The following is a 13,914-nucleotide window of genomic DNA, read 5'->3' on the forward strand; positions in this document are numbered from 1 at the left end:
TATTAGGAATAATTATGAAGTTAGAAGGTATTAAGGTTTTAGACTTATCATTATTTTTACCTGGCCCACATTTTACTATGATGATGGCGGATCATGGTGCTGAAGTTATTAAACTTGAGCCACCTACTGGCGAGCCGGTACGAGAAGTTGGTTTAAAACAAGGTGGTGAAAGTGTCTGGTTTAGAAACACGCACCGCGGTAAAAAAAGCATCAGCTTAAATTTAAAGCACGCCGATGGTAAAGCCGCATTTTTAAAGCTAGCTGCAACTGTCGATGTCATTGTTGAAGCGTTTCGCCCTGGTGTGGTTGAACGATTAGGCATTGATTATGCTGCCATTAAAGCGATTAACCCAGGTATTGTTTATTGTTCTGTTTCTGCCTATGGGCAAACAGGTGATAAGCGTTTAAATCCAGCACACGATTTAAGTATTCAAGCTGATTCTGGTTTAGTTAGCGTTAACTTAGGTGCAGATGGCGTACCTGCGATGCCAGCAATGCCTACCGCTGATATGGCGGGTAGCTTAATGGCATTTTCTGGGGTGTTAATGGCCTTGCTACGTAAGCAAACCACAGGCTTAGGTGATTTTCTTGATATCTCGATGCAAGACTCGCTTGTGGCGTGGACGCCTAATGTTATGGGCCCTATCTTTGCTCAAGATAAAGCAGCTGAAACTAAAGAAGAGCGCTCGTGGGGCGGCAATGGTTTTTATAATATCTATCAAACCCAAGATGGTGAGTATTTAACCTTAGGTGGCAGTGAAATTAAGTTTGTGCATAATTTATTGTCAGCACTAGGTAGGCCCGAGTTAACTGAACTTGCTAAACAAGGCCCCGGCGCACATCAAGAACCAATGCGAGTGTTTTTAAAAGAGCAATTTGCGAGTAAAACGTTACAACAATGGCATGAGTTTTTAGCCGATATCGATGTTTGTTGGGCGCCAGTAAGAGATTTACACGCAGCAATGAATGAACAGCATTTACAGCAACGTGAAATGATTTTAACTGATGAAGCAGGTAATAAATCTCTTGGTGTGCCAATTAAGTTTGCCGAAGAGCCTGCCAAACCAAACTTATCTACGCCAAGTTTTAGCGCTGACAGCGAACAAGTGCTATTAGATTTAGGTTACAGCTCGGCTGAAATTGCTCAATTTAAACAAGATAAAGCCATTTTTTAATATAGGATAGTGCTCAACAATTAATCTGTAATGTAGTGCTCAAGTGCATCTTTATCATGAATAGTAATTAATGAGTTACTAGCAATACTGATCCAACCTTTTCTTTTTAACGCAGTAAAACCACGACATGCGGTTGATACTGTCATGCCTAAGTAGTCGGCAATGTCTTGACGACTCATAGGTAAGTTGTACTGGCCCTTATGGCAAAATAATCTATTTTCCATATCAAGTAAAAAGTGCGCTAGACGCTGGTGAGCTGTTCTTTGTCCCATCACAAATAGGTGATCGAGCATAGCTGATAATACTATTTCAGTACGCGTATGGTATTTCTTTGATATTTCAAATGAGCGTCTAAAGAAGTCTTCGAGTAATTGTCGACTAATACGAATAGCACTTAAATCGGACAATGCTTTAGCGCTAAAGTTGTATGAGGCAATACTTGAAGTAGAAAGGCCTAATATATTACCGGTAAATAGAAAAGCATATACTTGGCGAGAACCGTTAGAAGCAGTTCTCTCTAACATTACTGAACCTGAAATAGGGATATACACGTATTCAGCAAGTTCACCTTCATTAAGTAGGTAATTATCGGCGGTAATGTTTACTTCGTCTGCATGATTTGCCAATAGTGATAAAAATTCATCACCACCAGAAATACTATCCAAACCAGTGCCGAAACAGCTTGATAATGAATTTTTTACGGAAATTTTATTAATATCTAATGACATGATTGTGTTTCTTTAGTGTGCTTGTAAGTAATGTACTACTAAGCAAGGAAGTACACAATAAGAAGTTAACTATATGGTGTAAAAAAAACATCAAAAAATAGTGTTGTTCTTTCGTGTTGAAACCTGCTGTTAACCTTTATTTTACAAGGGGCTCGGCAAGATTGATAAATGTCAATTTATGTTTGAAATTGTTATCAATATGGCTGTCAATATTCTCTTGATTAAGCGTATAATCGCCGGCGTAAAAACTAGTGACATTATCTACTCATTCCAATAAATATAAATTTAGAAGTGATCCGAAAAATAGTTTTAGCAGTAATTCTAATTAAAGAATTTAAACATACTTTTAAATAACCAAGCTGAGCAAGATTACATAGTGTCAAATATATGTTCAGCAAATGAGGATAAGATCATGACTACATTAAAAACATTAACTTCTATTGCCGCAATTACTACATTAGCTTTATCAGTTTCTGTACAAGCTAAAACAGCTCAGTTTGATACGTCTAATGCTGACCGCTCTATGTACACTTGTATTGCTGCTGCAAGCAATGATGTAAGCAAATTGAAAAAATTAATGAAGCTTGAGCCTTACGGTGAAAAAAGTATTGTAACTGGCTTAAAGTGTAACGATATGGATATTTCAGATTTCGCAGCAAGCTACTACGCTGTTGATACAGTTGCCTACTTAAATAAATTTGCAACGCAAAGTGAACAAATTGATGTTGTTGCTTTAGCAGCTAAAAAACAAGCCACTCAAATTGCGCAAACACAGCAAGAGAGCAAAACGGCTAACAGCGCAAAATAATTTGTTAAATAGCGTCAATTAACAGAAGAAACTCCTACTATGTAGGAGTTTTTTTTTATGCTTGCAATACAGTGCTTAACTGCTTTAAATGTTTACTTGGTAACTGATCTTCAGCTTCAATCCAGCAAGCATTACTGTAGCTTTCAAAATGTAAAATAAGATAATCATCGTGGTAATTAAAGCGGATGTATTCTCGATCGGCACCTGTTACATGTTCAATTATGCGGTGACTTTTTATTTTGCTAAATACTAAATCTGCCAACTCTTTTATATCGTCCTGATCCCAGGCTTTCTTGAATGAGATTAAGATTAAGTCTTCATTATCTAATCTGGCTTTATCAATTAAGTGCAATGCTTTGTCCTAGCTCAGTTAACTTGGTATTAGGTACCACAAAACGTGCGGTAGCCTTGGTCTTGATCGATTGGCGTATCTTGGTATTTTACCGTATTGCTTATCACTTTATAAGGTGAACGTAACACTTCTAAAAATTCATTAGCTAAGTCCATATCTAATGTTTGTTCGCAATGGGCTAAAACCGCCTCCACATGATGATTTCTTGGAATTACGACAGGATTGTTCTCAGTCATCAACTTGTTGGCTTGTACATTTGAAATGTTACTCACTTGCAATGCCAAGCGCCATTTTTCATACCAACCCCCTATAGTTGCCTTAAGCTTTTCGGCTGCTTGCTCACTTAATAGTGACAAGGTAAGTTGCTGGAATGTTTCAGTATAATCGAGCTCTAAATCTTGCATTAAACTAAGCAATTCGTTGATGGCTTCTTTGCCAAATTGAGTAAACTCTTCAAAACCTAACTTATGGCCAAGCATGGTAAAGTAAGCTTGCTCAAAATCGGCTGAAAAATTTACTATTATCGGCTCAACAAGAGCGAGAGCTTGCTCAGTATCATCGCTAATTAAGGGCAGTAAACATTCGGCCAATCTTGCCATATTCCATTGGGCAATATGTGGTTGATTTGCAAAGGCATAACGTCCTTGGCTATCAATAGAACTAAATACAGTCCCCGGATGATAAGTCCCCATCATTGCACATGGGCCAAAATCTATAGTTTCACCGCTGATAGAGTTATTGTCAGTATTCATTACGCCGTGAATAAAACCGACACGCATCCAACTAACAATCAATTTAATTTGTTTGGCGATGACCGCTTTTAAAAATTCCAGTTCACGATTTTCCATATCGATTGATATTTCAGGAAAATGACGAGCAATAGTGTATTGGGTGAGTTGCTTTAACGCTTGGCTATTACCTCTAGCAGCAAAATATTGGAAGGTACCAACTCGAATATGACTGGCGGCTACTCTAGTTACTACAGCTCCAGGCTTTACTGTATCGCGATATACTTGCTCACCCGTTGCTGTTACTGCTAAGCAACGTGAAGTAGGTACACCTAATGCGTGCATGGCTTCACTCATTATATATTCGCGGATGGCTGGGCCTATCGCGCACTTGCCATCGCCTTGACGTGAGAAGGGGGTACGTCCCGAACCTTTAAGCTGAATATCTTGGCGTTGATTGTTGATATCAATGACTTCGCCAAGCAATACTGCTCGGCCATCACCTAACTGAGGGTTGAAACCACCAAACTGATGCCCTGCATACGCTAAGGCTATGGGTTGAGCACCGGGCAGTATTTTATTACCAGAAAAGTAGAGGCTTAAATCATCATTGTTGCCGGCGAGTTCATCAGCCATATTTAACTGCTGCGCTAGGGGCTGGTTAAATAGTAATAATTGCGGTTTTGCAACTGATTCAGGTGACTCAGTTTGAAAAAAATCACTACCAAGATTGATATAGCTATTTGAAAATTTCAACGAATAGTTCTTAATGTAAAGCTAAGGAATAGCCTTATCATATACCTTTTACATCGATAACAAAGCTCTGATTAGGGAATTAATTTATTTTAGTCGCAGATTAATTATTAAAAATGAGCATTTAATTGATGAAATTGCCGGTTAACAGCCATACTTTGGTCGATATTTTCTGTTTTGTTTGAATTTTTCTTTAAAAAACACAGACAGTTTGCAAAAATTTCAATATAATCAAATTAGTTTTAAACATAAATAATAAAGAGTAGTCACTATGAAAAAATTAACTTTAGCTCTAGCCGCTTCTGTAGTTATGGCAGCTCCAGCTTTTGCCGCCGACGTTGAAGCCGGTAAAGCCAAATCAGCAATGTGTGCAGCTTGTCATGGCGCAACTGGTATTTCAGCTGTTCCTATGTACCCAAACCTTGCTGGTCAAAAAGAAGCTTACCTTGTTAAGCAACTTAAAGATTTTAAATCAGGTACTCGTAAAGACCCAGTAATGGGTGCAATGGCTATGCCATTATCTGATGCTGATATTGCTAACTTATCCGCTTACTACGCAAGCGTTAAGTAATAGCTTATTAAGCCAAGAAAAAAAGCGCATTAATGCGCTTTTTTTGTATCTTAAATTTATTAATACCAAGCTCTTTTTGAATTAGGTATAAAATGGACTTTCAATGGCTAAAAAAATTTTAGTATTAAGCCTACTTTTAGTTGCTTTTACTAGCAGTAGTGCCGAGCAGGAAAAAGCGATAGAGAAAAGCTCTGATCAGACTAATCCTGCTTTAGAAGTGGCGCCTGTAGAGCAAACAGAACTTGAAGATGAAGATAATGCAGCAGCTTTACTTGCTGAGCAAGAATTAATAAAAGCTAAGCAGCAACGCTTAAAAATGCAGGTAGAGTTTTGCGCTCCTTGTCATGGCAAATCAGGTTTGTCGGTAATTGATATCTATCCTAATTTAGCTGGCCAACACAGTGACTATTTGCTTAAACAACTGCGCGATTTTAAATCGAAAGCTCGTAAAGATAATGTGATGAATGGCATGGTGAGCCGTTTAACTGATGAAGATATGCAAGGATTAGCTAAGTATTATGCTGAAGTATTAATTGAAACTCAGCAACCAAGTGTGGAGATAAAAGATGAAAAAGTTAGTAGCACTGATTTGTAGTGTGTGGTTGTTTGCTTGTAGTGATAATACTTCGACAACCGCTGTGTCTGAAACAGCTACCGCCGAGAATACCTTAGATCAATTAGCCATACGCTACGTTAAGCTAGCCTTGTTAGTTGGTAAACATCAAGACTACTACATTGATGCTTACTATGGCCCGAGCGAGTGGCGTGATGGTGCAAGTAAATTACCGTTACCTGAATTAGCCAGTAAAGCTGAACTATTATTAGCTGATTTAAACACGGCTAAATTCCCAGAAGAACAGCAATTACGTCACGATATGCTGACTGTTCAAACCCGCTCTGTACAAGCTTTTATCGCTATGCTCAGTGGTGAAAAGTTAAGCTTTGATGATGAATCTATGGCACTTTACGATGCTAAATCACCTGCCTTAACTGAAGCCGACTTCGATCAAGCTTTAGCGAAATTAGATAATTTATTGCCTGGTGAAGGTGATTTAAATACTCGATTAAAAGCATTTAATGATCAATTTGTTATTCCAACAGAAAAACTTGATACGGTATTTACTGCGGCAATTAAAGAATCTCGAAAGCGCACTAAAGCCTACATTGAATTACCTGAAGAAGAAAACTTCACTGTTGAATATGTTAACAATCAACCGTGGAGTGCTTATAACTGGTACAAGGGCAACAGCTTTAGTTTAATTCAACTGAATACTGACTTACCGATTAATATTGAGCGCGCAATAGACTTGGCTAGCCATGAAGGTTATCCGGGCCACCATGTATTTAACTCATTAATGGAAAAGCACTTAGTTAACGACAATGGCTGGGTTGAATATTCAGTTTATCCATTATATTCACCGCTATCATTATTAGCCGAAGGCAGTGCCAATTACGGTATTCATGTGGCATATAATGATGCCGAGCGCTTAGCCTTTGAAAAAAATGTACTATTCCCATTAGCGGGGTTAGATGCAACTAAGGTAGAGCTTTACTATCAAGTGCAAGAGGTTACCGGCCAACTTTCTTATGCAGGTAATGTTGCAGCCAAACGTTATTTAGACGGTGAAATTGATAAGCCAACAGCAATTGCATTTTTAATGAAATATGCCATGAGTACAGAGCAGAAATCGACACAACGCATTAGCTTTTTTGAACGTTACCGTGCTTATGTAATTAACTATAATTTAGGTCAGGATTTAGTTAAAGATTACGTTGAATTTCGAAGTGGGGATGATGAACAAAAGCGCTGGCAGGTATTTGCAGACTTACTTGCTAACCCTCGCAGCGCATCTATGATGGTTGTTAGATAAACATCAAGGTGTCAGACACCTTGATTTAAAAAGAAAAATGCCAGCGTTTATTGCTGGCATTTTATTTTATTGGGAATTAACTTGCTGTTTCAACAACTCTGACACCTTGAAAATTAGATAAAGGCGAATGCATCGCCGTACATATGCTCTTTTATACCACCATGCTCGATAAACTTAGTTTGTAAAAAACCAACCATATCGAATCGACCAGCCATATAAATATCGTAGTCTGCTAAGCAAGTTACATCGTTAAGTAATGGCTCATGCACTTTACCTACACTGCCTTGCCATTGCTCATCCGCTGTTTCAACCACAGGGGTAAATTGGCCCTTAGTTAAACTATCTACTAAGGCTTGGGTTTGATCTAATTGATAACAAGCACTTGGCTCTCTTAGGCCCCAGTAAACTAAAACCGGTTTATCAAATTTACGCTCAACCAAGTCAGCTAATATTGATTTGATATATGAAAATCCAGTACCGCCAGCGAGTAATATAATAGGACGTTCACTGTTGGTTTTTAATTGCGCAACTCCTGCAGCAACTTCTACTGTAACCACGTCGTTAGCTTTAATGTGGTCAATGACTTGCATAGCCCAACTATCAGCGCCAAAGGCGCCAATTTGTAGTTCAATTAATTCATCCTTAGGTGCACTAGCAATTGAAAATGGACGTTTATCATCATCACTCATGACAAAGTTAAGGTATTGGCCAGCTTCAAAACTAACGGCTTGTTCAGGCTTTAATAGAACTTGATAAACATGTTCTGTTAACGGCAAAAGAGAGTGTACTTTACAGCTTGTTGCTTTCATTAATAAAATCTTTTTTAAATAGAGTGAAGCCTTTATCTTTATTGATAAAGGCTGATTTATTAGTCGTTTTCTTGGTTGTTAGATGCAGCTGAAAAGATATCTAGCTCGTCCCAAATTTCATCAACATAGTCTTGAACTTCGCTATCCATAACAATTGGCTCGCCCCATTCACGATCGGTTTCACCTGGCCATTTATTGGTGGCATCCATCCCCATTTTTGAACCTAAACCTGATACCGGAGAGGCAAAGTCTAGATAATCAATTGGTGTGTTTTCAATTAAGGTAGTGTCTCGCGCTGGGTCCATACGTGTGGTCATTGCCCAGATCACATCTTTCCAGTCACGCGCATTAACATCGTCATCACAGACAATAACAAACTTAGTGTACATAAACTGGCGTAAGAAAGACCATACACCCATCATTACTCGTTTAGCATGGCCAGGGTATTGTTTCTTCATTGTTACTACCGCCATACGGTATGAACAACCTTCTGGTGGTAAGTAAAAATCAACAATTTCAGGAAACTGTTTTTGGATAATCGGTACGAATACTTCGTTTAATGCTACACCCAATACCGCAGGTTCATCTGGCGGACGACCAGTAAAGGTACTGTGGTAAATTGGGTCTTTGCGCATAGTAACGTGAGTTACTGTAAATACTGGGAAGTCATCTACTTCGTTGTAGTAACCGGTGTGATCACCATAAGGACCTTCAGGAGCGACTTCATCAGGATCTAAATAGCCTTCTAACACGATTTCAGCAGACGCTGGTACTTCTAAGTCATTACTAATTGATTTAACTACTTCAGTCTTACTACCACGTAATAAACCGGCAAATGCGTATTCAGATAATGAATCTGGTACAGGTGTTACTGCGCCAAGTATTGTTGCTGGATCGGCACCTAATGCTACCGATACTGGGTATTTTTCACCTGGGTATTTGTTTTTAAACTCTTGAAAGTCTAATGCGCCGCCACGGTGTGATAACCAACGCATAATCACTTTATTTTTACCTAACAGTTGTTGACGGTAAATACCTAAGTTTTGACGCTCTTTTTCTGGACCGCGAGTAATGGTTAAACCCCAAGTAATTAATGGCGCTACATCACCAGGCCAACACTTTTGAATTGGTAATTTAGTTAAATCGACATCTTCGCCACTAAATATAATATCTTGACAAGGGGCCTTTTTGAGACGCTTAACTGGCATGTTTAATACTTGCTTATATACAGGTATTTTACTTAAGGCATCTTTAAAACCTTTTGGCGGCTCTGGCTCTTTTAATACAGCTAGCAGCTTACCTACTTCACGTAAGGCTGAGATATCTTTTTGGCCCATAGCCATAGCAACGCGCTCTGGCGTACCGAACAAATTAGTCAGTACTGGCATGTCAAAACCAATAGGGTTTTCAAATAATAATGCCGGTCCTTCTGCTCGTAATGTTCTGTCACTGATCTCGGTCATGGCTAAGTCAGTAGAAATTGGCTGAGTAATACGTTTTAGTTGACCAATCTTCTCTAACTGGTCGATAAAATCTCTAAGATCGTTATATTTCATATTATTTTTGTCGAAATTTGTTTTCAGCATTATATACCCGTTAGCCTGCAAAGTGCGAGATCTCAGTGACAAGTTAGAGCTAATTAACCTATTTTTTACGACTAGTGACCATGACTTTAACGCGATTGACTGCTAGCATAGATAAGAATTTTATAATAAGAAAGTGACATTATGCATAACTCAAAGTTAACTAAAGTCTTGCTTACAGGCTTAACGCTGGTTGCTGCATCTACCATGGTAGGTTGTAGTGATGAACCCGCTAAAGCAGAGCGAGCAGCATTTGTTGAAATCAACAAAAACCCATTCCCAAGCACTTATAAAGCCCTACCAAGTGTGCCGACATTAATTACCAATGTAACTTTACTAGATGGTATTGGTGGCATGGTAGAAAATACTTCTATCTTACTTGAAAACGGTAAAATCAAAGCTATAGGTAATGATTTGCCTGTGCCAGCTGATGATGCAAACGTTATCGATGGTAAAGGTAAGTGGGTAACTCCTGGTATTATTGATGTACATAGTCACCTAGGTGTTTATGCCACTCCAGATACAGGCTCACATGCAGATGGTAATGAGATGGTTAAGCCAGTAACTGCTGCTGTTTGGGCTGAACATTCTATCTGGCCACAAGATCCTGGCTTTCGTCGCGCTTTAGCTGGCGGTGTTACCTCGATGCAGATTTTACCTGGTTCAGGTAACTTAATTGGTGGCCGTGGTGTTACCGTTAAAAACTTACCAAATCGTGTTATTCAAGACATGAAATTTCCAGGCGCTCCATATGGCTTAAAAATGGCTTGTGGTGAAAACCCTAAACGAGTTTACGGCAAGAAAGGTGGCCCAATGACTCGTATGGGTAATGTTGCTGGTTACCGTCAAGCATGGTCTGATGCGCAAAACTATCAACAAGCTTGGGATAAATACAAAAAAGATTACGATGCAGGAAAAGATGTTAAAGCACCAAAGCGTGATTTAAACCTTGAAACCTTAGCGGGTGTTTTAGACGGTGAAATTTTAGTTCATATGCATTGTTATAGAGCCGATGATATGGGCACTATGATGGATGTGATGAAAGAATTTGATTATCAGATTGCTTCATTCCAACACGCTGTTGGCGCATATAAAATTGCCGATAAACTAGCAGAAAACAATGTATGTTCAGCTATGTGGGCTGATTGGTGGGGCTTTAAGATGGAAGCTTACGATGGTATTCGTGAGAACATCCCTATGGTTGCTAATGCCAAAGCTTGTGCCATTGTTCACTCTGATAGTGACCAAGGTATTCAGCGTTTAAATCAAGAAGCAGCTAAAGCACTTGCAGATGGCCAGCGTGTAGGCATTAACTTTACTAAGGCTGATGCATGGACTTGGTTATCATCTAATGCAGCAAAATCGTTAGGTATTTTTGAAGAGACAGGTTCTCTAGAGATAGGTAAAAATGCTGATGTAGTTTTATGGAGCACTGACCCATTCTCTACTTACTCACAAGCTGAGCTAGTATTTATCGATGGTGGCGTTGCTTACGATCGTAAGAAGCCAGAAACTTGGGCAATAAGTGATTATGAGTTAGGACAAGTTGGTGAAGGAGATCACAAATGAGAAATTTAACATTAACAGCCATAGCGGCGATCACATCACTAGCATTTAGTACTTCTGCATTGGCTGAAAAAATTGCCATAATCGGTGGTAAAGTACATACCATGGCAGCGCAAGGTACTTTAGACGAAGCGACAGTGTTAATTGAAAATGGTCGAATTACTAAAATTATTCCACAAACTGTATCAACTGACGCAAGTTATCGAGTTATTGATGCCAAAGGTAAAGTAGTTACCCCTGGTTTTATCGGAGCATTTACTTCGCTTGGGCTTTTGGAAGTACCTTCTTGGGCTGGTACTAATGATGCGACAGTTGAAAATTCATATTTGAACGCTGCATTAGATGCTTCTATAGCAATTAACCCAGAAACGACTCTTAAAAACATCACTCGTATTGAAGGTTTCACTAGTGTAGCTACATCGTTAAGTTACACCGGTTCGATGTTTAAAGGTCGAGGCGCGATAATGACTTTAGGTGATTACGATCAACCGGTTATTAAAAAGCGTGCCTTTATGTCTTTAGATTTATCTAATTCTGGTGCTGATGCCAATGGCGGTTCGCGCGCGGCAATGTGGGTTAATTTAAGAAAAGCATTTAATGAAGCAATTTATGCTGCACCTTTAGATATTACGCCACAAACCGAATGGCATGGTACGGTTAATATTGAGAACGTGAAGGCTTTAATCCCGGTAGTTAAAGGTGAACAGCCATTACTTATCAAGACTCATCGTGCTGCTGATATTCGTCACATACTGCATATGATGAAAAACTTTAAACGCTTAGATGTTACTTTAGTGGGTGCAAGTGAAGCTTGGTTGGTTGCTGATGAGTTAGCGGCAGCTGGTGTAGCAGTTATCTTAAATCCTGAATCTAATTTACCATACGGTTTTGAAGAAAACGCAGCAACACTTGCTAACGCAGCAAGATTAAACGCGGCAGGTGTTGAGGTTGCTATTGGTATTAATACCCATAATATTCGTCTTGCACCACAACATGCGGGTAATGCAGTTGCTAATGGCTTGCCATGGGAAGCAGGTTTAGCGGCGTTAACTACGGTTCCAGCTAAAATTTACGGTATTGATTCATATTACGGTAGTTTAAAGCCGGGTATGGTTGCTGATATTGTCGTGTGGTCAGGTGACCCATTAGAAGTTATGCATGCACCTACTAACGTTATTATTAATGGTGATGAAGTACCTTTAGAGTCTCGCCAAACTAAGTTACGTGATCGTTACTTAGTAATTGATAATGAGAAGCCGCAGCAATACACGCGCCCTTAATATCAAGGGGGTCAGATCAACTTGAAAGCAAACTTAGCGTTTTCAAGTTGATCTGACCCTATTGATTAGGTATTAAAAAACCAGCTTAGTAGCTGGTTTTTTTGTAGTTATAGTTTGGTAAGTTTTAATCTTTTTTAGGTTTTAAACTTAAAGTACCTGAGCTAACTTTACTTGGTCCTTTAGCATTAAGCTCGGCTTCAACTTGCGCCCAAGGATCGGCTGGCTGGTTTGGATTAGCCTTTTTATGATCAACTGGAGCCGTTTTGCTTGAACCTTTAACCGCTTCATTGATCTCTTTCATTTCTTGTGCGTTTAAATTGCGCCATTGACCTGGTTTCATTGAACCAAGAGAAACTGACATAATACGAGTACGTTTTAATGCAGTTACTTCGTAGCCAAGGTACTCACACATACGACGTATTTGGCGGTTTAAACCTTGCGTAAGGGTAATTTGAAACACATATTTACCAACCATGCTTACTTTACAAGGTTTGGTCACTGTTCCTAAAATAGGCACACCACGCGCCATTCTAGCCAAGAAACGTTCGCTGATAGGCTTATCTACGGTAACAACATATTCTTTATCATGAGCATTTTCGGCACGTAAAATCTTATTAACGATATCACCATCACTAGTTAAAAAGATTAAGCCTTCTGAAGGTTTATCTAAACGACCAATAGGGAAGATACGTTCCTTATGGCCAATTGCATCGATAATATTACCACGTACATCTAACTCGGTTGTACAGGTAATACCGGTAGGCTTGTTATAAGCGATATAAATTCGATCAGATTTGTTCGCTGGCATTGCCGCAACTAGTTTGCCATCGACTTTTACCACATCTCCAGGCATTACTTTGGTGCCAAGTTCAGGCACTTTATCATTGATAGTTACTTGCCCTTGTTCAATTAATTTATCTGCACCGCGGCGAGAGCAAAAGCCTGATTCACTTATAAATTTATTTAAACGTTTGCCAATATCTGTGCTCAATGTGTTTTCAACTCTGTAAATATGTTTAATAGAACAGATTATCGCTTAAAAAGTAGCGATACGCTTTAAAAAATGATAATAATTACAATAATAATGATAAATTTTTACTAAAAGCCGCCAATTTTGTAAGTAAAGATATTAGATAAAATAAATAATAAGAAGTCAGTCTATGTACAAGAAAGGTTTTACCTTAATCGAATTAGTTTTTGTTATTTCTATTCTTGGTCTTTTAGCGGCAGTTGTAGCTCCAAAATTTATTAACCTTTCTCGAGATGCGCGAATTGAAGCAATTAATCAGTTAAAAGTCAGTGTTAAATCGGCTAATGACTTATTGTTTGTCAAATCTAAAGTACCTAGCTATTCATTTGAGCAGCCGAACCCTCGCTTTACCGACATAGATATTGATGAAAATGGCGTAATCGAAATAAATCAAAATGATCCTTCAAAGCCTGATGTTAGGTTAATTTGGAGCTACCTAGATAACGCTGATTTAACTAAACGCATTAATATGACAGGGGATTTTGTTGAAGAGCGAGATGACCCCAATTTTACTTACCTTGGTTATGATTTAAATGGTGATGGTAATGTACAAGATGATTTATGCTCATTTAAATATACGCAAGCACTAACTAATGGTGGCTCTCCTGTATATGAGTTAATCACTGACGGTTGTTAGATCGAATAATAAAAATGAATAAC

At 38.8% G+C, this 13,914-nt stretch carries 14 protein-coding genes; 8 read left to right on the forward strand and 6 right to left on the reverse strand.

What is annotated here, in order from left to right; genetic code table 11:
- The first annotated feature begins 14 nt into the window (after positions 1–14).
- A complete protein-coding gene (locus FNN08_RS10760) occupies positions 15–1,175 on the forward strand; it encodes a CaiB/BaiF CoA transferase family protein (protein WP_143585624.1) in 1,161 nt (386 codons plus the stop codon).
- A 20-nt stretch (positions 1,176–1,195) separates the two neighbouring features.
- Here the strand turns inward: FNN08_RS10760 and FNN08_RS10765 are convergent, their stop codons facing one another.
- Positions 1,196–1,903 (reverse strand): Crp/Fnr family transcriptional regulator, encoded by a 708-nt coding sequence (locus FNN08_RS10765; RefSeq protein WP_143585626.1) that lies wholly within the window; start codon positions 1,901–1,903, stop codon positions 1,196–1,198.
- A 412-nt stretch (positions 1,904–2,315) separates the two neighbouring features.
- Between FNN08_RS10765 and FNN08_RS10770 the strand changes: the two genes are divergently transcribed.
- A complete protein-coding gene (locus FNN08_RS10770; RefSeq protein ID WP_143585628.1) occupies positions 2,316–2,711 on the forward strand; it encodes a DUF3718 domain-containing protein in 396 nt (131 codons plus the stop codon).
- A 55-nt stretch (positions 2,712–2,766) separates the two neighbouring features.
- Here the strand turns inward: FNN08_RS10770 and FNN08_RS10775 are convergent, their stop codons facing one another.
- Both FNN08_RS10775 and FNN08_RS10780 read right to left on the reverse strand, forming a co-directional pair.
- A complete protein-coding gene (locus FNN08_RS10775) occupies positions 2,767–3,063 on the reverse strand; it encodes a DUF3630 family protein (RefSeq protein ID WP_143585630.1) in 297 nt (98 codons plus the stop codon).
- Positions 3,064–3,092: 29 nt separating this feature from the next.
- Positions 3,093–4,547: a protein adenylyltransferase SelO gene (locus tag FNN08_RS10780; RefSeq protein WP_143585632.1), complete on the reverse strand. Its 1,455-nt coding sequence runs from the start codon at positions 4,545–4,547 to the stop codon at positions 3,093–3,095.
- Between the two features lie 268 nt (positions 4,548–4,815).
- On the opposite strand from FNN08_RS10780, the gene FNN08_RS10785 reads away from it, so the two are divergent.
- From FNN08_RS10785 to FNN08_RS10795, 3 genes are all read left to right on the forward strand, one after another.
- A complete protein-coding gene (locus tag FNN08_RS10785; RefSeq protein WP_143585634.1) occupies positions 4,816–5,115 on the forward strand; it encodes a c-type cytochrome in 300 nt (99 codons plus the stop codon).
- A gap of 103 nt (positions 5,116–5,218) precedes the next feature.
- The gene (locus FNN08_RS10790) at positions 5,219–5,710 is read left to right on the forward strand and encodes a c-type cytochrome (protein ID WP_143585636.1); all 492 of its coding nucleotides are present in this window, start codon (positions 5,219–5,221) and stop codon (positions 5,708–5,710) included.
- Positions 5,682–6,986, forward strand: a complete 1,305-nt coding sequence (locus FNN08_RS10795) for a hypothetical protein (RefSeq protein ID WP_260679325.1) — start codon at positions 5,682–5,684, stop codon at positions 6,984–6,986. Before FNN08_RS10790 ends, FNN08_RS10795 begins: the two co-directional genes overlap by 29 nt.
- 113 nt (positions 6,987–7,099) lie before the next feature.
- On the opposite strand, the gene fre is transcribed toward FNN08_RS10795, so the two are convergent.
- Positions 7,100–7,795: an NAD(P)H-flavin reductase gene (gene fre, locus FNN08_RS10800; RefSeq protein ID WP_143585638.1), complete on the reverse strand. Its 696-nt coding sequence runs from the start codon at positions 7,793–7,795 to the stop codon at positions 7,100–7,102.
- Between the two features lie 59 nt (positions 7,796–7,854).
- The gene (gene ubiD / locus FNN08_RS10805) at positions 7,855–9,351 is read right to left on the reverse strand and encodes a 4-hydroxy-3-polyprenylbenzoate decarboxylase (protein ID WP_143585989.1); all 1,497 of its coding nucleotides are present in this window, start codon (positions 9,349–9,351) and stop codon (positions 7,855–7,857) included.
- A gap of 171 nt (positions 9,352–9,522) precedes the next feature.
- On the opposite strand from ubiD, the gene FNN08_RS10810 reads away from it, so the two are divergent.
- Complete coding sequence (locus tag FNN08_RS10810) at positions 9,523–10,947, forward strand: amidohydrolase (RefSeq protein ID WP_143585640.1); 1,425 nt, start codon at positions 9,523–9,525, stop codon at positions 10,945–10,947.
- Positions 10,944–12,224 carry an amidohydrolase family protein gene (locus tag FNN08_RS10815; RefSeq protein ID WP_143585641.1) on the forward strand — a complete coding sequence of 427 codons (1,281 nt, stop codon included), beginning with the start codon at positions 10,944–10,946 and terminating at the stop codon, positions 12,222–12,224. The genes FNN08_RS10810 and FNN08_RS10815 overlap by 4 nt, the downstream gene beginning before the upstream one ends.
- Before the next feature lie 124 nt (positions 12,225–12,348).
- On the opposite strand, the gene rluF is transcribed toward FNN08_RS10815, so the two are convergent.
- Positions 12,349–13,215, reverse strand: coding sequence for a 23S rRNA pseudouridine(2604) synthase RluF (gene rluF / locus FNN08_RS10820; RefSeq protein ID WP_143585643.1), 867 nt, complete (start codon positions 13,213–13,215; stop codon positions 12,349–12,351).
- Positions 13,216–13,384: 169 nt separating this feature from the next.
- On the opposite strand from rluF, the gene FNN08_RS16595 reads away from it, so the two are divergent.
- Positions 13,385–13,891: a type II secretion system protein gene (locus tag FNN08_RS16595; RefSeq protein WP_143585644.1), complete on the forward strand. Its 507-nt coding sequence runs from the start codon at positions 13,385–13,387 to the stop codon at positions 13,889–13,891.
- The last annotated feature ends 23 nt before the right edge of the window (positions 13,892–13,914 follow it).

Source organism: Thalassomonas sp. M1454, from assembly GCF_007097525.1.
Taxonomy (GTDB): Bacteria; Pseudomonadota; Gammaproteobacteria; order Enterobacterales; family Alteromonadaceae; genus Thalassotalea_A.